This is a genomic window from Mycolicibacterium llatzerense (assembly GCF_000878195.1).
GTDB classification, from domain to species: domain Bacteria; phylum Actinomycetota; class Actinomycetes; order Mycobacteriales; family Mycobacteriaceae; genus Mycobacterium; species Mycobacterium llatzerense.
Map to the genome: position 1 here is coordinate 40,706 of NZ_JXST01000016.1, position 17,689 is coordinate 58,394.

Genomic DNA, 17,689 nt, shown 5'->3' on the forward strand with positions numbered 1-17,689 from the left:
GCGCACCGGAGTGACCCCATGGCCTGCGGGCTCGCGGGACAGGCACCAAGAAAACTGCTCGCATGGCGCGCTGACGGCTACGGAGTATCCGTACTACCGTAACGGTCGGCGAACGGCGTCATGAGCCGGGCCAGGTCAGCGGCCACATCGTGGTCCGCTTCCGGCGGCATTGACACGTAACTGATCGCCAGCCGGACGATCGCCCGAGCTAGCACCCCGGCGTCTTCGTCGGAGGTCCGCACCCAGCTGCTGCGGAAGATCTCGGTCAGGCGCACAGAACAATGCGAAATGATCGGCGCGCTGTCGGTGGTGATGATCTGCAGCAGATCCGGCTTGGCGACGCCGGTCAGCAACGAGATGACCAGCGGGTCGGACGCCGACTCGGTGAAGAACATCCGGAAGCCCTGCAGGAACGCCGCGTGGATGTCACCGACGTTGGCGTAGATGGAGTGCTCGACGGCGTCGACCAGGCGATCGGCGAGGCGCATCGCGTAGCCCTCGGCCAGGCCCTGGCGCGAGCCGAATTCGTTGTAGATGGTCTGCCGACTGATGCCGGCGGCGCGGGCGACGTCGGAGAGCGTGATGGACGACCAGTCCTTGGCCAGCAACAGCTCTCGCATGCCGTCCAGGATCGAGTGCCGCAGCAGGACCCGCGAGGCCTCGGCGTACGGCACACGAGGTGCCGCGGGGCGCGGCACCTCGGGTCCGTCGGGTACTGCGGCGGCGGCGGTCACGACGCCACGACCTCCACCATGTCGAAATCGGCCTTGGCAGCGCCGCAGTCCGGGCAGCTCCAGTCGTCGGGGATGTCGGCCCAGCGGGTGCCGGGCGCGATGCCGTCCTCCGGCCAGCCCTTCTCCTCGTCGTACTCGAAGCCGCACTGCAGGCAGACGAACTTCTTGAACGGCTCACTCATTGGTTCACTCCCACCTGTTCGAAATCGACCTTCTCGCGGACCGCACAGTCGGGGCAGCACCACTCGTCGGGGACATCATCCCACGCCGTGCCGGCCGGAAACCCTTCACGCGGAGCCCCTTTGGCCTCGTCATAGACATAACCACAGCCCGGGCAAGCGTATGACCTCATACTCAGGCCACCCCGTACTTGGCCATCACCTTGTTCCGCACCCGCGGGTGGACGTTGACCTTGGTGATGTCGCCGTCGTAGTGCTCGATGACCCGGTGGTCCATCATCCGGCGCCACAGCGGCGGGATGTAGGTCAGGCCGATCAGGGTGGCGTAGCCACTGGGCAGGTTCGGGGCGCCGTCGATGCTGCGCAGCGTCTGGTAGCGACGCGTCGGGTTGGCGTGGTGGTCACTGTGCCGCTGCAGGTGGTACAGGAACAGGTTGGTGACGATGTGGTCGGAGTTCCAGCTGTGCACCGGCGCGCAGCGCTCGTAGCGTCCGCTCTCGGTCTTCTGCCGCAGCAGGCCGTAGTGCTCCAGGTAGTTGACCGACTCCAGCAGGCTGAATCCGTAGATGCCCTGGATCAGGACGAACGGGATGAGCGCGGGCCCGAACACCGCGATCAGGACGCCGAAGAACACCAGCGACATGAGCCACGCGTTGAGGACGTCGTTCTTGAGGTAGGTGCGGGGGTCCCACGGGCTGCGTCCGAGGCGACGGATGCGCTGGGCCTCCAGCTCGACCGAGGACTTCAGGGCACCCCACACGGTGCGCGGCAGGAACTCCCAGAAGGTCTCACCGAAGCGGGCCGACGCGGGGTCTTCCGGGGTGGCGACGCGGACGTGGTGACCGCGGTTGTGCTCGATGTAGAAGTGGCCGTAGAACGTCTGAGCCAGGGTGATCTTGGCCAGCCAGCGCTCGAGGTTCTCCTTCTTGTGCCCCATCTCGTGCGCGGTGTTGATACCGACGCCACCCAGCACGCCGACCGACAGTGCGACGCCGAGCTTGGCCCACCAGGCCAGCCCGCCCTCGAAGCCGAGCCAGCTCAGGTCCTTGGCGGTGAACAGGTACGCGCCCATGATGACGCTGGCGTACTGGAACGGGATGTAGACGTAGGTGCAGTAGCGGTAGTACTTGTCGTTCGCCAGCTGGTCCATCATCTCGTCGGGCGGGTTCTCCCCGTCGGGCCCGAACTTCAGGTCGAGGATCGGCAGCAGCACATAGAGCAGGCCGGGGCCGATCCACAGCGGCACCTGCGCCAACGCGTGCCATCCCGCCTGGTTCAGTGCCCAGATCAGCGGGAGCATCACGAACAGCGCCGTGGGCGCGATCAGGCCCATGAGCCACAGATGACGCTTGCGATCACGCCATTGCTCAACGTTGACGTCGGATACCTCGACTGACACGGGTCCACCTCCATTGGTTTGCCGACAACTTGTGATCTTGACTATAGATCGCATTTTGTCGCCGGTCTAGACATTGGAGGCGATTTTGTAAAACGACTTGTGGCAGCCGTCACCGCTGCAGGTGGCTGCGGATTTTGTCGGCGTCAGCCGCGATACAGGTCGGGCTCGATGTAGATGATGCGGGCATTGGGGACCGCTGCGCGGATCGCGACCTCGGCGGCGTCGATCGTCGTGGCGACCGTCTCCAGGTCGGTCGTCGGGGCCAGCGCGACCTTCACACCGACGAGCATCTCCTCCGGCCCCAGGTACTGGGTCCGAAGGTGGATGACGCGGTCGATGTGCGCCGTCTGCTCCAGCGCGCTGCGGATGCTGCCGGTCTCGTCGACGGTCGCGCCTTCACCGATCAGCAGGCTCTTCATCTCGACCATCAGCACCACCGCGATGATGCCGAGCAGCACACCGATGGCCGCGGTGCCGATGCCGTCCCACACCGGGTCACCCGTCAGCATCGACAGGCCCACACCGCCCAGGGCCAGCACCAGACCGATCAGCGCGCCGGTGTCCTCCAGCAGAACCACCGGCAGCTCCGGGTTACGCGAGGTCCGGATGAACCGCCACCAGCTGCCGGTTCCCTTGAGCGGACGCGATTCCTTCACCGCGGTGTAGAAGCTGAAACCCTCGAGCCCGATCGCGACGACCAGGATGGCCACGGCGACGATCGGCGAGGACAGCGGCTCCGGGTGACTGATCTTGTGATAGCCCTCGTACAGCGCGAACATGGCGCCGAGGCTGAACAGCACCAGCGCCACCACGAACGAATAGAAGTAGCGGCTGCGGCCGTAGCCGAACGGATGCAGATGGTCGGCATCCTTGCGCGCCTGCCGCTGCCCCCACAGCAGCAGCCCCTGGTTGGACGTGTCCGCCAGCGAGTGCACCGACTCCGCGAGCATCGACGAACTGCCCGTGATCAGAAAGCCGACGAACTTCGCCGCCGCGATCCCGGCATTGGCCAACAGCGCCGCGACAATCGCGCGCGCACTCCCCGAGGCCGACATGACCTGCCCTTTCGTAGGTTTTTTAGATCCCTACCGTCGCACGGAACACCGTCGACGGCTCTTCGGCCACCAGCCGCACGGGTCCCTCCCCGGCGGCGATCCAGGCGGCGGCCCCCTGGTTCAGCGTCAGCTCGCCACCTGCGGAATGCACCTGCACCCGGCCCTGCGTGCCCAGCAGAATCTGCGGGCCGGCGTGCTCCTTGGGCACCTCGACCGCACTGCCCACCCGGTCGTCGCCGATCCGCAGGATCGACACCGCGAACTCCGGTGCGGGCGTGTCGAACACTTCCTCGACGCCGGCGGTTGAGCCATGTTCGGCCGGCCGCGGGCGGATCGGCCGACCATCGGTCGGGGTGAAGTCGAGTACGCGAAGAAGTTCCGGCACATCCACGTGCTTGGGAGTCAGGCCACCGCGTAACACGTTGTCGGAGTTGGCCATGACCTCGAACCCCAGGCCGTGCAGATAAGCGTGCAGATTGCCGGCGGGCAGATAGATGCCCTCCCCCTCGACCAGGCTGATGCGGTTGAGCAGCATGGCGGCCAGCACGCCGGCATCGCCCGGGTACCGCTCGCCGAGTTCGAGCACCGTCTTGGCCTCGGCCGCGAATTCCGTTGCGCCCGAGCGGATATAGTTCACCGCGCCGTCGAGCACGGCCGGCACCAGCACGTCGAGATCGGGCTGCGGCAAGGTGATCCAGGTGGTGAACACGGCCCGCAGCCCGGCCCCGTCCGACTGGCCGGCCAGCAGGTTGATGTACGGATCGAGGTCCGACACCGCCAGCGCCCGCATCAACTCGACGGTGCGGGCCACCGGCCGGAATCCCGCGAGCGCCTCGAACGGGCCAAGGGCCACGATCAACTCGGGTTTGTGGCTGCGGTCCCGGTAGTTGCGATTGCGCGCGTTGACGGCAATGCCTTGGCGCTCTTCACGATTGAAGCCCTCGGCGGCCTGCTCGGCACTGGGGTGCGCCTGCAGCGACAGCGGTTCGTCGGCGGCCAGCACCTTCGCCAGGAACGGCAGCATCTCACCGAACCGAGCCAGGACCTCAGACCCCAGCTCAGCGCCGGGATCGGCCCGGATGACATCGAGCAGCGACACCTCGCCGTCGGCGGTCTCCAGCCGCGCCGGGTCCCCCGGGTTCGCACCCAACCACAGTTCAGCCTCGGGATGCGCTGTGGGACTGGGCCTTCCGGCGAAATCGGCCAAGGCGGTACGCGACCCCCAGGCGTAGTTCCTGACCGCGCCTCGTAGCAGATGCACTATGTCTAACCTCGAACCAGTTTCAGGTACACGGCCGTCATCTCCAGCCGTACCGCCAGCATCGCGATCTGTTGTTCCAAGCGGCTGCCCGGCACCTGCAGCCCCGCATCGGGCACGTCGTCGGCGCTGAGCACGTCGACGTCACCACCGAGGGCGTCCATCCGGGCGATCACGCCGGGGCGTTCCTCATCGGCACACAGCACCACGGTGCGGACCCGGGCCGGCACGGGCCCGTCGATCTCTGGATCGTGGAAAAGCGAGTCCGCGTAAGACATTTCGACCGTCTGCCGGCCGAGCCCGCCGTGCAACGCGACCAGGGCGTCGGCGCCGCCGGTCGCGGTCACCAGTTGATGGGCCACCCGCAGCAGCACCGTCGCGGCATGGCGGACCAACGCCAGCATGGCCGCGCCCTCCCCGGCCAGCACCACCTGCCGGCCGGACATCCGCTCGGCCAGGTTCTTGGCCGGGTTGGTGAAAATCTCGCGGGCCGCGCTGTTGCGCAGGGCCTCGGCGTCCAACTCGTCGGCCAGGGCATCCAGATCGATGCGCAGTGCCGGGTCGACGACCATCATGGTCGCGAGCCCCGCCGCCAGGTACCGGGTGAGGCCGAAGTCGTCGGGCACCGACAGCCGCGGCGGCAGCACCACCGCACGGCCGGCGGCGGCGTCGCGCAACGGACCGTCGTTGGGCGCCACCACGATCACGCGGGCACCGCGGCGCACACCGGTCGCGACCGCGGTCACCAGCGCCGGGTCGGCCGGGTCGTCGCCCGCCACGATCACGACGTCCAGTGCGCCGATCCACGGCGGCACATCCGGGGTGACCACCAGCGGGATCGACGACGTCGCCCCCAGTGCCGCGGCCAGCACGGCCCCGGCCGCGCCGGGTGCTCCGGACGCACCGCGCCCGCACACCCAGGTGACGGTGCGCGGACGTTGGTCGGAGCGCAGCTCGTCGAGTTCGCCTTCAGTGAGTGCCGCGGCGACCGCGCGGGTCTGCGCGCCGGCCATCGACGCCGCCCGCAGCAGTCCGTCGCGGTCGGCCGCGATCAGGCCGTCGACATCGTCGAGGTCCAGGGTCGCCGGGGCGGCACTCATGGCGTCGACTCGCCGGTGCGCCCGCTGACCGCCTTGATCTGTGCCGCGATGTGCTCGACGATCTGGTCGACCTCCGCGCCGGTGCGGGATTCGACGTTGAGCCGCAGCAGCGGTTCGGTGTTGGAGGTGCGCAGGTTGAACCAGCGCCCGTCGCCGAGGTCGACGGTCACGCCGTCGAGTTCGTCGGTCGACACGATCTGGCTGCCGTACGAGGAGATGACCGCCTGGACGCACGCCGGTGCGTCGGCGACGGTGAAGTTGATCTCGCCGGACGCCTCGTACCGCTGGTACTTGGCCATCAGCTCCGACAGCGGACGGTCCTGCTCCCCGAGCGCGGCCAGCACGTGCAGTGCGGCGAGCATGCCCGAGTCCGCCCCCCAGAAATCGCGGAAGTAGTAGTGCGCCGAATGCTCGCCGCCGAAGATCGCGTTGCTCTCGGCCATCAGTGCCTTGATGTACGAGTGGCCGACGCGCGAGCGCACTGCCTTACCGCCGCGCTCGGCGATCAGTTCGGGCACCGCACGCGAGGTGATGAGGTTGTGGATGACGGTCGCGCCGGCCTCCCGGGCCAGCTCGCGATCGGCGACGAGTGCCGTCACAGCCGACGGCGACACCGGGTCGCCCTTCTCGTCGACGACGAAGCAGCGGTCGGCATCACCGTCGAAGGCCAGACCGATGTCGGCGCCGTTGTCGATGACATGCTTCTGCAGGTCCACCAGGTTGGCCGGATCCAGCGGGTTGGCCTCGTGGTTGGGGAACGTGCCGTCGAGTTCGAAGTACAACGGCAGCAAGGCGATCGACGCGACGGTACCCAGCACCTCCGGAGTGGTGTGCCCACCCATGCCGTTTCCGGCGTCGACCGAGACCCGCAGCGGACGCAGCCCCGAGACGTCGACCAGCGAACGCAGGAAGGTGCCGTACTCGGCGAGCACGTCGCGATCCTCAACCGTGCCGGCGGCGCCGTCGTGACCGGGCACGCCGCCGATGACCTCATCGCTGATGTCCGTCAGACCGGTGTCCTTGCCGACGGGCTTCGCCCCGGCGCGGCACAGCTTGATGCCGTTGTAGGCCGCCGGGTTGTGGCTGGCCGTGAACATGGCGCCCGGGCAGTCGAGCAGACCCGAGGCGAAGTAGAGCTGATCGGTCGACGCCAGCCCGATCCGGACCACGTCCAAACCCTGCGCGGTGACCCCGCTGGCGAACGCCGCGGCCAATGACGGTGAGCTGGGCCGCATGTCGTAACCGACCGCCACGCGGGTGGCGCCCTCGGCGCGCATCAGCCGAGCGAACGCACCGCCGACGTCGGCGACAAACGACTCGTCGATCTCCTCGCCGACCAGCCCGCGTACGTCATATGCCTTGATAACGCGCTGTACAGAGGCAGCAGGCCGAGACATAGCCCTCCCGATCTCATCGTTTGCAGACCACTGCATACCGAGGGCCTGTGACAGTCAGCCTATCGGCACACCCATGGGCTCGCGGGTGGTCGGTGGCGTTCAGCCAACATTGTTCGACGGCGAACCAGCGATGCCCGGCTCGGCGGCCGCGATCGCAGCGGTACGACGGTCGAGGAACTCGTCCCACACGTGTTCGCCCGTCATCGCGACGAGGTTGCGCGCCCGCTCGATGAGTGCCGCCGCGGCATCGCGCCGGCCGACACGAAGCTCGATATCGGACAGGAGAGCGAGAAAGTACGCGTGCATGACGCACGTACCGTCGGACCGAAGCGTGTCGAACGCATCGAACCCTTCCTGCGAATCGACGACGCGGCCTTCCATGGCCTCCGCCCAGACGTTGACGATTCTGGCGGCGGCGCCCCATTGCTGACCACCGGCCGCCGCGAACTCCTGTTCAACCGCCGCCGCTGCCGCTGCGGTGCCGCGCAGCTCGCCCATGATGGCCGCCGCTTCGACCAGCGTGAGTTTGGCGCCGAGGACGTTGAACACGTCGCCCCGACTACTCGCCAATTGCAGCGCCCGCGTCCCGTAGCGCCGTGACGCGTCGGCGTTGCCACGCAGCGCTTCCCCCAGAGACATCCAGGTGTAGACCCGCGGATGGAAGAAATGCATTGGGTCGGTGACGGTTTCAGGCGCGGGAAAGGTATTCATCATGTGCAGACCGACTTCGATCTGCAGATCCGTCTCGCCGCGCAGGCCCGCCACCACGACCGTGGCGAAGTCACTGGCGACACCGCAGTCCACGTCGCCCGAGTTGCCGTACTGCTCCCGCAGACCCTGGGCGATGACGTCGGCCTCGTCGATGCGCCCGTGAGCACACAGCATCGAGGCCTGCACCGCGACAGCTCCGTAGAAGCTGCGGCCCTTGATGTGGGCCCCGATCTCGAAGGCCCGCTGTACTGCCTCGGTGGCCGAGGCGCTCCCCTGACCGTCGAGAATCCCGCGGGCACCGGCGAGATGGAGCCACAGTGCCGCTTGACGTTCGAGCAGTTCAGGCTTGGCCGGCAGCCTGCGGCACAGGTGCAGGGCGCGCTCGGTGAGGGTGGCGACGTCCGCATACGCGGAACGGTGCAGCGCGCGCTGAATGGTCGTCTCGTGCACATCAACCGCGGTCACGGGGTTGATGTGGGTACCGGCCTGCCAGGCGTGATCGGCGGCGGCGATGACGATTTCGTACGGGTCGGATTCGAGCCCAGACGCTCGCGCACTCGCCGCCGCCGCATGCAGCTCGGCCTGGTGTTCCGATGACAACGTGGCCAGTACCGCATCACGGGTGAGCCCGTGGCTGAACCGGTATGTCCCCGGCAGGTCAGCCGTCTCGTCGACCACGCCGTCGGCAAGGGCCGGACGCAATCGCGTCTCGACCGTCGAGGTGGACAGGTTGACCATCGCGGCGACCTCCGCGAGGTCGAACCCAGGTCCCAGCACCGCCGCCGCGGCCAGAATCTGCCGACACGGCCGGCCGAGCTCGTCAAGCCGCCGGCGCAGCACGTCGACGACGGTCTCGGGCAGGCTGGGGACCGCAGTCGAACCGGCATCGAGCGTCCGCGCGATTTCCTTGATGTAGAAGGGATTACCGCGCGCGTACTGCGATACGTAGTCCGCAACCTCCGGCGCTGCCGCCGTACCCGTCACGAGGTTGATGAGTTCACCGGTCGCCTGTGCGTCGATGCCGCCCAAGTGGATCGTGACGCTGTCGGTGCGGCCGGCCAGCCGCTCCAGCGCAGCACGATTGACCGGCCGCGCCACACCGTGGTACCGCCAGTTCACCATGACCTGCAGGCGAAGTCGTGGCAATTGCGCGGCCAACACCACCAGGGCGTCCAGTGTCGCCGCGTCGGCACCTTGCGCATCGTCGATGACCACGAGGACCGGACGCAGCGCCGAGAGTGCTTCCAGCGCAAGGACAATTCCTTCGGCGAGCGCGAATCCCGCCGCCGGCACCGAGGCACCGACAGCCGGGGTGGCCGAATTCCATTCGGGCACCAAGGCATCCACCACACCAGCGGCCGCGCGCTTGATCGCGCCACGGCCGTCGTCACCGAACTCGTTGCCCAACTGCCGTAGCACCTGTATCCACGCCCAGTTTTGCGGCAGGTTGATACCGGAGGGATGCCCTGCCCAGGCCACCGCGATACCGGCCGCCCGGGCAGTCTTCGTGACCGCACGGGCGAAGGATGTCTTGCCGATACCGCTCTCACCGGCAACGAGGACCATGCCCCCGACACCGTCGCGCACCCGCGACACCGTTTCCGTCGCAAGGCTCAATTCCCGATCACGGCCAAGTAATGCGGACGGGGCCGGACGGATGCGGGCAGCCAATTGCCCGTCGAGCTCGGTCGTCCCGGTCGTGATCTGATCGAAGGTGGCCTGCAGGTCAGCTCCGGGCTGGCCGCCGACCTCACGCTTGAGCACCTCACACGCCCGGTCGAAGGCGCGCACCGCGTCGGATGTCCGGCCGGCACGGTGCAGAGCGAGCATCAGATGAGCCCACAACGGCTCGTGCAATGGATTCTGCGCCAACGCCGCCCGAATCTCGGGGATCAATTCAGCTCCGCCGCCGAGCTGCAATGCCGCCCGCAACCGCAGCTCCGTCGCCGCTGACCGCAGCCCCGCGAACCGCTGCACCTCTGGTGCCGCGAATTCGGAGTAGGCGAAATCGCCGAACGGATCACCTCGCCACAGCACCAACGATTCTCCGAGCATGCCCACGGCGCCGCCGGCATCGCCGTCATCGAGCGCCGTCCGCGCGGCGCAGACCAACGATTCGAACCGGTGCAAATCCACCGAATCGCCGTGGAACAGATTCAGGCGGTATCCCCGCGGGCGCGTTTCCAGTCGTACCGGGTCTGCATCGGCCACGTCACGGTCGTCATCGCCAAGCACTCGCCGCAGATTCGAGACGTATGCGCGCAACGATGCCAGAGCCTTGGGCGGCGCATCGTCTTCCCACACATGCTGAATCAGTTGGTCCGTACTGACGACGGAGCCGTGATTGGCGAGCAGCACCGCCAGGACACATCGCTGCTTCACCCCGCCGAGAGGCACGCTCCTGCCCCCGCGGCGGACCTCCACGGCACCGGACAGCACGTAGTCGACCATGCTCCCCTGACCTTGATTAGCAAACGTACTGTTCGGCCAGACGATACTCATGCGAGGTCAGTCACGCTTGCGATACCGAAACCGCTTCGGCGCAGCGCACTTTCCGCTCCGCGGTACGCTCGCTGCGTGGCCCTGGCGGGTTCGGCATTCATCGTGGCGCCGGCGGCCGTCGCCGCCGGCCTGAGATACCTCTCCACGGTCCGAAAGATGCGCTCCTTCAACATGACTCACGGTGCGGCGGTCTCAGCCGCGAAGTCGTCCCACTGACCGCCTCGCTGGGTCGTGAAGGGTGTTGGGGAAGGCACCGCAGCTATCAGCCGAAGGTGACGTACACCTACGTGTAGACGGCGTCGCGGTCATGGTCGTCTCACTCGCTGTACTCGTCGGCTGACGTGCCTGCCGGCGGTCTTGCACGGTCCGCGCCGTCCAAACTCTTTCCAAACTCCGATTGTTAGTTTGCCTCATCGTCGCAGCTAGGAGGAGGTCTGGATGTACGGAAAGCTCATGTTCACCACAGCGATCGTCGCCGTGGCGATCACCGGGTGCTCTACCACGAAGCAGGTGACCGTCGGTTCATCGAAAAGCGCGTCCAGCTCGGCCGCGATGAGTTCCGCATCATCGGCGAGCTCGGCGGAAAGCAGTGCTCCCGCCGCGAAACTGGATGCCAGTTCCTGCGTCGAGATCACCCAGGCAAATCTCGACCTGGCGACCGCCTCGAACGCCGACGCGGCTCGTACCGCCGGCAACGCCTTCGAGAAATACGACCTTCCCGCCGAGGTCAAGGATGCCGTCGAGCACTTCGTCTCCACCAGCGGAGCACAGTTCGACGACCCCAAGTACGACAAGTTCAACAACGCCATCGAAGGGTGGATCAAACAGGTGTGCCCGCTGTAGATCGGCACATCGCTTGTGCGCCGCCACCGTATTCGGAATACCCCAGAGAAAGGTAATCATCGATGACCGAACAACCGCTGCCTCCGCCGGGCAACTACCCGCCGCCGTCCGCCGGTTACCAGCCGCCGCCGTCCGCGGGTGCGCCGTCGGACAGTCCGTACACACCCTGGCTCACCCGGGTTCTGGCGTTCCTCATCGACTACATCCCCTACGCGATCATCGTCGGAATCGGTTACGGCATCGAGGCCATGACCCAGGAGACGATCTGCGCGAATGATTCCTCCGAGTACAACCTGGGACAGTTCTGCGTCACCGGGAACTCCACGATGGGCGTGGCCGCCTTCCTTGCCTCGGTGGCCGTGGGGTTGGTGTACCTGGTCTGGAACTACGGCTTCAAGCAGGGCACGACGGGGTCGAGCATCGGCAAGTCGATCATGAAATTCAAGGTGGTCAGCGAGCAGACCGGCCAGCCCATCGGCGTGGGCATGTCGATCGTGCGCCAGCTGGCCCATTTTCTGGACGCCGTCATCTGCTACATCGGGTTCCTGTTCCCGCTTTTCGACGCCAAGCGACAGACCATCGCCGACAAGGTGATGAAGACGGTGTGTCTGCCGCTCTCCTGAGGCGCACCAGACACACAATCGCCGGGTGAAGGCTCCAGCCTTCGCCCGGCGATTGTCGTGTGATCAGTCGGCAGGATCGGGCAGGACCCGCAGGTGGCCGCGGCGTCGTCCATTGGGCTGCCCGCCGTGCTGCGTGCGCGGGGCGGGCGGTGCCATGACCGCGCCACCCTGCGCTCCGGCGTGGCTGCCGGGGGGCGGATCGCTGAAACCTGTTGGGATGCCGCCGCGAGACGGCGAGTCGCGACCTTCGCGCACCGCGTCGGCGAGCGCGACGAGGTCGTCATCGTCCGAAGGCGTGGGCAGCGGACCCGCATGGCGGACCAACTCCCACCCGCGGGGCGCGGTGATGCGGCTGGCGTGCGACACACATAGGTCCCACGAATGCGGCTCCGACACGGTGGCCAACGGACCTACGACTGCCGTGGAATCCGAATAGACAAATGTCAGCGTCGCCACGGCGTAGTGCGGGCAACCTGGCCGGCAGCAGCGACGAGGAACATTCACTCGGCGAGATTATCGCGCCGCCGACGCGCCCACTGCCGGACACGCGCGTCGCGGGTACGTCGATCTCCAACCGTTACTATCGGCCGATGGCCCACTCGCGTGTGCGCCGCCGTCGCGGCATGCGCGGCCCGCTACTCCCCCCGACCGTTCCCGGATGGCGCAGTCGCGCCGAACGATTCGACATGGCGGTGCTGGAGGCCTACGAACCCATCGAGCGCCGCTGGAGCAGCCGGGTGTCCGGGCTCGATGTCGCAGTCGATGAGATTCCGCGGATCTCCCCCAAGGACCCCGATGCCATCCAGTGGCCGCCCGAGGTGATCGCCGACGGGCCGGTGGCGCTGGCGCGGCTCATCCCGGCCGGGGTGGATGTTCGGGGGAATTCGACACGGGCGCGAATTGTGTTGTTCCGCAAGCCCATTGAGCGGAGGGCGAAGGACTCCGTTGACCTCGCCGACCTGTTGCACGAGATTCTCGTGGCGCAGGTAGCCACGTATCTCGGCGTTGAACCATCGGTGATCGACCCGACCATGCTGGACGACTGACAGGCCGGTCGACCTACCCGCTAGCGCGGTGTGTCAGATGACGCCGCGCTTGATCCGCCGGCGCTCGCGCTCCGACAGACCACCCCAGATGCCGAAGCGCTCGTCATGCGCCAGGGCGTACTCGAGGCACGCGTCGCGCACCTCGCAGCCCAGGCAGATGCGCTTGGCTTCCCGGGTCGAGCCACCCTTCTCAGGGAAGAACGCCTCAGGGTCAGTTTGCGCGCACAGGGCACGCTCCTGCCACTGGTCCTCCGTGAGCTCGGACTCGTTGTCGATGTGTTCGGGCACCAGACTCAGCTGCGGCCGTCCGGCGACGACGTGCTGGACAGGTCCGGTGTTCGTGTGCGGTGCGGTCCCAACAGAGCCGAGCATCCGCCCATCGAATTGAACGACATGATCGAAATCAGCGTGTTCGTAAGACATTTGCCGCCTCCTCCCCTGCTTTACGTAGTTTTCAAAACGGAGTCCAACTACTTGCCCTGCGTGCCGTCAGTGGCGATCAAAATTCGAACATACGGTCGAATCTCAGTCTGCTGCACCGGAACCGGTAAACAAACCGGGAATGACACTGGTGTGATTACACACGGGTTAGCTGCCATGGTCAAGCGGATGAAGCGCATTTCCTACCATCTTGTGACCTGTTTACGGCGCGTCGTTATCGCGGCGTGTCGCGATAGTGACCAATAACACGCTGCCGCACAACGCACTTGGTAATTGCGATAGCCGATACGCCTGTTACTCAAGTGAATACTGAGGTTTAAAGTTTGCTGCGCGCCAAATTGCCTTTCCGGGCGCGTCATTCCACCCGGCCGTCATCGCCTAGGGTGAGTCGACGTGAAGGTGACGGTTCTGGTCGGTGGCGTCGGCGGCGCTCGTTTTCTGCTCGGCGTCCAGAAACTTCTGGGGTTGGGTCAATTCGCCGAACCCGGCACAAACTCCTCGGCCCCCTCGCCGCACGAGCTGACCGCGATCGTCAACGTCGGTGACGACGCCTGGATGTACGGCGTCCGCATCTGCCCCGACCTCGACACGTGCATGTACACCCTCGGCGGCGGCATCGACCCCGAACGCGGCTGGGGCCACCGCGACGAGACCTGGCACGCCAAGGAAGAGCTCGCCGCGTACGGCGTGCAGCCGGACTGGTTCGGGCTCGGCGACCGCGACCTGGCCACCCACCTGGTACGCAGCCAGATGCTGCGAGCCGGCTATCCGCTGTCCCAGGTGACCGAGGCCTTGTGCGACCGCTGGCAGCCCGGCGCCCGGCTGCTGCCGGCCAGCGACGACCGCAGCGAAACCCACGTGGTGGTAACCGATCCCGAAACCGGCAACCAGCGCGCCATCCACTTCCAGGAGTGGTGGGTTCGCTACCGCGCCCAGATCCCCACCCACAGCTTCGCGTTCATCGGCACCGAGAAGGCCACCGCCGCACCGGGAGTCGCCGACGCCATCGCCGGCGCCGACGTGGTGCTGCTGGCCCCCTCGAATCCGGTCGTCAGCATCGGGTCGATCCTCGCCGTGCCCGGCCTGCGCCGCGCGCTGCGGTCCACGCCCGCACAGGTGATCGGGTACTCCCCGATCGTGGCCGGAAAACCGTTGCGCGGGATGGCCGATGACTGCCTCAAGGTGATCGGCGTCGACAGCACCTCGGAAGCCGTGGGCACGCACTACGGCGCCCGCGGTACGACCGGCATCCTCGACGGCTGGCTGATCGACGAGGGCGACCACGCCGAGATCGAAGGTGTCAATGTCAAAGCCGTGCCGCTGTTGATGACCGACCCGGCGGCCACGGCCGAAATGGTCCGGGCCGGACTGCAACTCGCCGGAATCCAGCTGTGACCGAACGTGCCGAAGTGAGTGAACACGGCGCCGCGGCCGCCATCGAAATCCTGCCCGTGCCAGGGCTGCCCGAATTCCGCCCGGGTGACGACGTGGCCGCCGTCATCGCCGCCGCCGCCCCCTGGCTGCGCGACGACGACGTGCTGGTCGTCACCAGCAAGGTGCTCTCCAAGTCCGAGGGCCGCATCGTGGCCGCGCCGACCGACCCCGACGAGCGGGACGCCCTGCGGCGCAGGCTGATCAATGACGAGGCCGTGCGCGTGCTGGCCCGCAAGGGCCGCACCCTGATCACCGAGAACGCCATCGGCTTGGTCCAGGCCGCCGCCGGTGTCGACGGTTCCAATGTGAGCACAACCGAATTGGCCCTGCTGCCGGTCGACCCCGACGGCAGCGCGGCCCGGCTGCGCACCGGCCTGGCCGAGCGGCTCGGCGTCACCGTCGCCGTCGTCGTCACCGACACCATGGGCCGGGCCTGGCGCAACGGTCAGATCGATGCCGCCATCGGCGCGGCGGGACTGGCTGTGCTGCACGGCTATTCCGGTGTCCAGGACACCCATGGCAACGAATTGCTGGTGACGGAGGTCGCCATCGCGGACGAGATCGCGGCCGCCGCCGATCTGGTCAAGGGCAAGCTGACCGGCATCCCCGTCGCCGTCGTGCGGGGCCTGTCGCCGCGCGACGACGGCTCGAACGGCCGGACCCTGGTGCGCGCCGGTCAGGACGACCTGTTCTGGCTGGGCACCGAGGAAGCACTGGCGTTGGGCCGCAGGCAGGCTCAGCTAATGCGTCGTTCGGTGCGCACGTTCAGCGCCGAGCCGGTCGCACCGGAACTCATCGAGGAATCCGTCGCCGAGGCCCTGACCGCGCCCGCACCGCACCACACCCGCCCGGTCCGCTTCGTCTGGGTGCAGGACCACGACACGCGGATCCGGTTGCTGGACCGCATGAAAGACAAGTGGCGTACCGACCTGACCGGCGATGGCCGGCCCGCCGATTCGGTCGACCGGCGCGTGGGACGCGGCCAGATCCTCTACGACGCACCGGAACTCGTCATCCCGTTCCTGGTTCCCGATGGCGCACACAGCTATCCGGACACGGCCCGCACCGACGCCGAGCACACCATGTTCACCGTCGCGGTGGGCGCCGCGGTGCAGGGGCTGCTGGTGGCCCTGGCCGCGCGGGATGTCGGCAGCTGCTGGATCGGGTCGACGATCTTCGCCGCCGACCTCGTGCGCGCCGAACTCGACCTGCCGGCCGACTGGGAACCGCTGGGCGCCATCGCCATCGGCCATCTGCCCGAGACCGACGAGCCACGGGCACCGCGGGAGCCGGTAGCCACCGACGAGCTCTTGATCCGCCGATGAGCGACACCCTGCACGCCTCCGTTGTGGCAGCACTGCGCGACTGGCCGGCCCCGGACGCTGACCAGGACACGTTGCGGCACGCGGTCGCGGCATTCGTCGCAGCCAGGCCCGACGCCTGCCGGCGGGCCTGCGAGCCCGGGCACATCACCGCGTCGGCTCTGGTGCTCGATCACACCCGGACCAAGGCCCTGCTCACCCTGCACCCGCGGTTGGGCCGCTGGGTGCAACTCGGCGGCCATTGCGAGGACGTCGACACCGACATCCGGGCCGCCGCATTGCGTGAGGCCACCGAAGAATCCGGTATCGCCGGATTGACTATCGCCGAGTTGCCGGCCGCGCTGCACGTGCACGCGCTGACCTGCTCACTGGGCGTCCCGACCCGGCATCTCGACGTGCAGTACCTGGCCGTCGCGCCCGAGCACGCCGAAATTCATTGCAGCGACGAATCGCTGGATCTGCGGTGGTGGCCCCTGGACGCACTCCCGGACCCCGACCCCGGCCTGGAACGGCTCGCGCGGGCCGCTCAGACGTCCGTCGAGTAACGAATACCGCCGTCGGGGATGGTGACCCCCGGCCACACCCGCGCACCGCGCAGCAGCTCGCACCGGGCGCCGATGTTGGCACCGTCACCGATCACGCCGTCGCGAATCAGCGCGCGCGGGCCGATCCGGGCGCCGAACCCGATGATGGACCGCTCGATCACCGACCCCGCCTCGATCTTGACGCCGTCGAAGATCACCGCACCGTCCAGCCGGGCACCGGCGCCGATCTCGGCGCCGCGGCCCACCACGGTCCCGCCGATCAACAACGCACCGGGCGCCACCGCGGCACCCTCGTGCACCAGGCTCTCGCCGCGGTGCCCGTCGAGCACCGGCGACGGCGCGATACCGCGCACCAGATCCGCTGAGCCACGGACGAAGTCGTCGGGCGTACCCATGTCACGCCAGTAGCTGGCGTCGACGTAACCGCACACCTTGAAACCGTCGGACAGCAGCTTGGGGAACACCTCGCGCTCCACCGACACCTCACGGCCGGTGGGGATCTCGTCGATCACCTCACGCTGGAACAGGTAGCAGCCGGCGTTGATCTGGTCGGTCGGCGGGTCCTGCGTCTTCTCCAGGAACGCCGTCACCACACCATCGGAATCGGTTGGCACACAACCGAACGCCCGCGGGTCGCTCACCCGCACCAGGTGCAGCGTGACATCGGCCTGCCGCTCGAGGTGGCTGGTCAGCATCGCGCGCAGGTCCAGGCCGGAGAGCACGTCGCCGTTGAACACCATGGCGGTCCGGTGGCGCAGCTTGGGCGCCACGTTGGCGATACCGCCACCGGTGCCCCGGGCCTCCTCCTCCACCACGTACTCGATCTCGAGGCCCAGCTTGGAACCGTCGCCGAATTCCTCCTCGAACACCTCCGCCTTGTACGAGGTGCCCAGCACCACGTGGCGGATGCCCGCGGCGGCGATCCGCGCGAGCAGGTGGGACAGGAACGGCACACCAGCGGTCGGCAGCATCGGCTTGGGCGCCGAAAGGGTCAGCGGGCGCAGCCGGGTGCCCTGTCCACCCACCAGGATGACCGCGTCGACGTCAACCGGATTCACCGCGTCACTCAACTCGCGTCCTTTCACCTTGACTGAAGATGT

The 17,689-nt window shown here is 67.5% G+C and carries 18 protein-coding genes and 1 pseudogene; 7 read left to right on the forward strand and 12 right to left on the reverse strand.

All coding sequences use genetic code 11. The features are described from left to right. Window positions 1-77: 77 nt before the first annotated feature. The 9 genes from alkX to TL10_RS12900 all read right to left on the reverse strand — a co-directional run bounded on the left by alkX (window position 78) and on the right by TL10_RS12900 (window position 10,284). The gene (gene alkX, locus TL10_RS12865; protein WP_043985949.1) at window positions 78-734 is read right to left on the reverse strand and encodes a TetR family transcriptional regulator AlkX; all 657 of its coding nucleotides are present in this window, start codon (window positions 732-734) and stop codon (window positions 78-80) included. Next, window positions 731-916 carry a rubredoxin gene (locus tag TL10_RS12870; RefSeq protein WP_043392374.1) on the reverse strand — a complete coding sequence of 62 codons (186 nt, stop codon included), beginning with the start codon at window positions 914-916 and terminating at the stop codon, window positions 731-733. Before TL10_RS12870 ends, alkX begins: the two co-directional genes overlap by 4 nt. Then, window positions 913-1,086, reverse strand: coding sequence for a rubredoxin (locus tag TL10_RS30150; protein WP_081936571.1), 174 nt, complete (start codon window positions 1,084-1,086; stop codon window positions 913-915). Before TL10_RS30150 ends, TL10_RS12870 begins: the two co-directional genes overlap by 4 nt. Before the next feature lie 2 nt (window positions 1,087-1,088). Further along, window positions 1,089-2,366 carry an alkane 1-monooxygenase gene (locus TL10_RS12875; protein ID WP_043985950.1) on the reverse strand — a complete coding sequence of 426 codons (1,278 nt, stop codon included), beginning with the start codon at window positions 2,364-2,366 and terminating at the stop codon, window positions 1,089-1,091. A gap of 89 nt (window positions 2,367-2,455) precedes the next feature. Further along, window positions 2,456-3,367 (reverse strand): cation diffusion facilitator family transporter, encoded by a 912-nt coding sequence (locus TL10_RS12880; RefSeq protein ID WP_043392371.1) that lies wholly within the window; start codon window positions 3,365-3,367, stop codon window positions 2,456-2,458. A 22-nt stretch (window positions 3,368-3,389) separates the two neighbouring features. Next, the gene (manA, locus tag TL10_RS12885; RefSeq protein ID WP_043985951.1) at window positions 3,390-4,628 is read right to left on the reverse strand and encodes a mannose-6-phosphate isomerase, class I; all 1,239 of its coding nucleotides are present in this window, start codon (window positions 4,626-4,628) and stop codon (window positions 3,390-3,392) included. Between the two features lie 5 nt (window positions 4,629-4,633). Continuing rightward, complete coding sequence (locus TL10_RS12890; protein ID WP_043392366.1) at window positions 4,634-5,725, reverse strand: hypothetical protein; 1,092 nt, start codon at window positions 5,723-5,725, stop codon at window positions 4,634-4,636. Continuing rightward, the gene (locus TL10_RS12895) at window positions 5,722-7,122 is read right to left on the reverse strand and encodes a phosphomannomutase/phosphoglucomutase (protein ID WP_043985952.1); all 1,401 of its coding nucleotides are present in this window, start codon (window positions 7,120-7,122) and stop codon (window positions 5,722-5,724) included. Before TL10_RS12895 ends, TL10_RS12890 begins: the two co-directional genes overlap by 4 nt. A gap of 99 nt (window positions 7,123-7,221) precedes the next feature. Beyond that, entirely contained in the window at window positions 7,222-10,284 is a 3,063-nt protein-coding gene (locus tag TL10_RS12900) for an ATP-binding protein (protein ID WP_043985953.1), read from the reverse strand. A 126-nt stretch (window positions 10,285-10,410) separates the two neighbouring features. Between TL10_RS12900 and TL10_RS31255 the strand changes: the two genes are divergently transcribed. The 3 genes and pseudogenes from TL10_RS31255 to TL10_RS12910 all read left to right on the forward strand — a co-directional run. After that, window positions 10,411-10,551, forward strand: a complete 141-nt coding sequence (locus TL10_RS31255) for a hypothetical protein (protein ID WP_157850373.1) — start codon at window positions 10,411-10,413, stop codon at window positions 10,549-10,551. A gap of 222 nt (window positions 10,552-10,773) precedes the next feature. Continuing rightward, window positions 10,774-11,178: a hypothetical protein gene (locus TL10_RS12905; protein WP_043392354.1), complete on the forward strand. Its 405-nt coding sequence runs from the start codon at window positions 10,774-10,776 to the stop codon at window positions 11,176-11,178. A gap of 74 nt (window positions 11,179-11,252) precedes the next feature. Further along, window positions 11,253-11,801, forward strand: a pseudogene (locus TL10_RS12910) (RDD family protein); the annotation flags it as partial. Between the two features lie 63 nt (window positions 11,802-11,864). Here the strand turns inward: TL10_RS12910 and TL10_RS12915 are convergent. Further along, window positions 11,865-12,305 (reverse strand): DUF3499 domain-containing protein, encoded by a 441-nt coding sequence (locus tag TL10_RS12915; RefSeq protein ID WP_071285842.1) that lies wholly within the window; start codon window positions 12,303-12,305, stop codon window positions 11,865-11,867. 119 nt (window positions 12,306-12,424) lie between these two features. Here TL10_RS12915 and TL10_RS12920 point away from each other — a divergent pair, with 119 nt between their 5' ends. Then, the gene (locus TL10_RS12920; protein ID WP_043392897.1) at window positions 12,425-12,847 is read left to right on the forward strand and encodes a metallopeptidase family protein; all 423 of its coding nucleotides are present in this window, start codon (window positions 12,425-12,427) and stop codon (window positions 12,845-12,847) included. Window positions 12,848-12,880: 33 nt separating this feature from the next. On the opposite strand, the gene TL10_RS12925 is transcribed toward TL10_RS12920, so the two are convergent. Next, window positions 12,881-13,144 carry a WhiB family transcriptional regulator gene (locus TL10_RS12925; RefSeq protein WP_192830227.1) on the reverse strand — a complete coding sequence of 88 codons (264 nt, stop codon included), beginning with the start codon at window positions 13,142-13,144 and terminating at the stop codon, window positions 12,881-12,883. A 537-nt stretch (window positions 13,145-13,681) separates the two neighbouring features. Between TL10_RS12925 and cofD the strand changes: the two genes are divergently transcribed. Genes cofD through TL10_RS12940 form a run of 3 tightly spaced genes read left to right on the forward strand, consistent with a single transcriptional unit; the run spans window position 13,682 to window position 16,589 of the window. Continuing rightward, entirely contained in the window at window positions 13,682-14,683 is a 1,002-nt protein-coding gene (gene cofD, locus TL10_RS12930) for a 2-phospho-L-lactate transferase (protein WP_043392347.1), read from the forward strand. 14 nt (window positions 14,684-14,697) lie between these two features. After that, window positions 14,698-16,047 (forward strand): coenzyme F420-0:L-glutamate ligase, encoded by a 1,350-nt coding sequence (locus TL10_RS12935; RefSeq protein WP_081936595.1) that lies wholly within the window; start codon window positions 14,698-14,700, stop codon window positions 16,045-16,047. Then, window positions 16,044-16,589 carry an NUDIX hydrolase gene (locus TL10_RS12940; RefSeq protein ID WP_043392343.1) on the forward strand — a complete coding sequence of 182 codons (546 nt, stop codon included), beginning with the start codon at window positions 16,044-16,046 and terminating at the stop codon, window positions 16,587-16,589. Before TL10_RS12935 ends, TL10_RS12940 begins: the two co-directional genes overlap by 4 nt. Here TL10_RS12940 and manB read toward each other — a convergent pair. Next, window positions 16,571-17,647 carry a mannose-1-phosphate guanylyltransferase ManB gene (manB, locus tag TL10_RS12945; RefSeq protein WP_043392895.1) on the reverse strand — a complete coding sequence of 359 codons (1,077 nt, stop codon included), beginning with the start codon at window positions 17,645-17,647 and terminating at the stop codon, window positions 16,571-16,573. The genes TL10_RS12940 and manB overlap by 19 nt on opposite strands. Window positions 17,648-17,689: the final 42 nt, after the last annotated feature.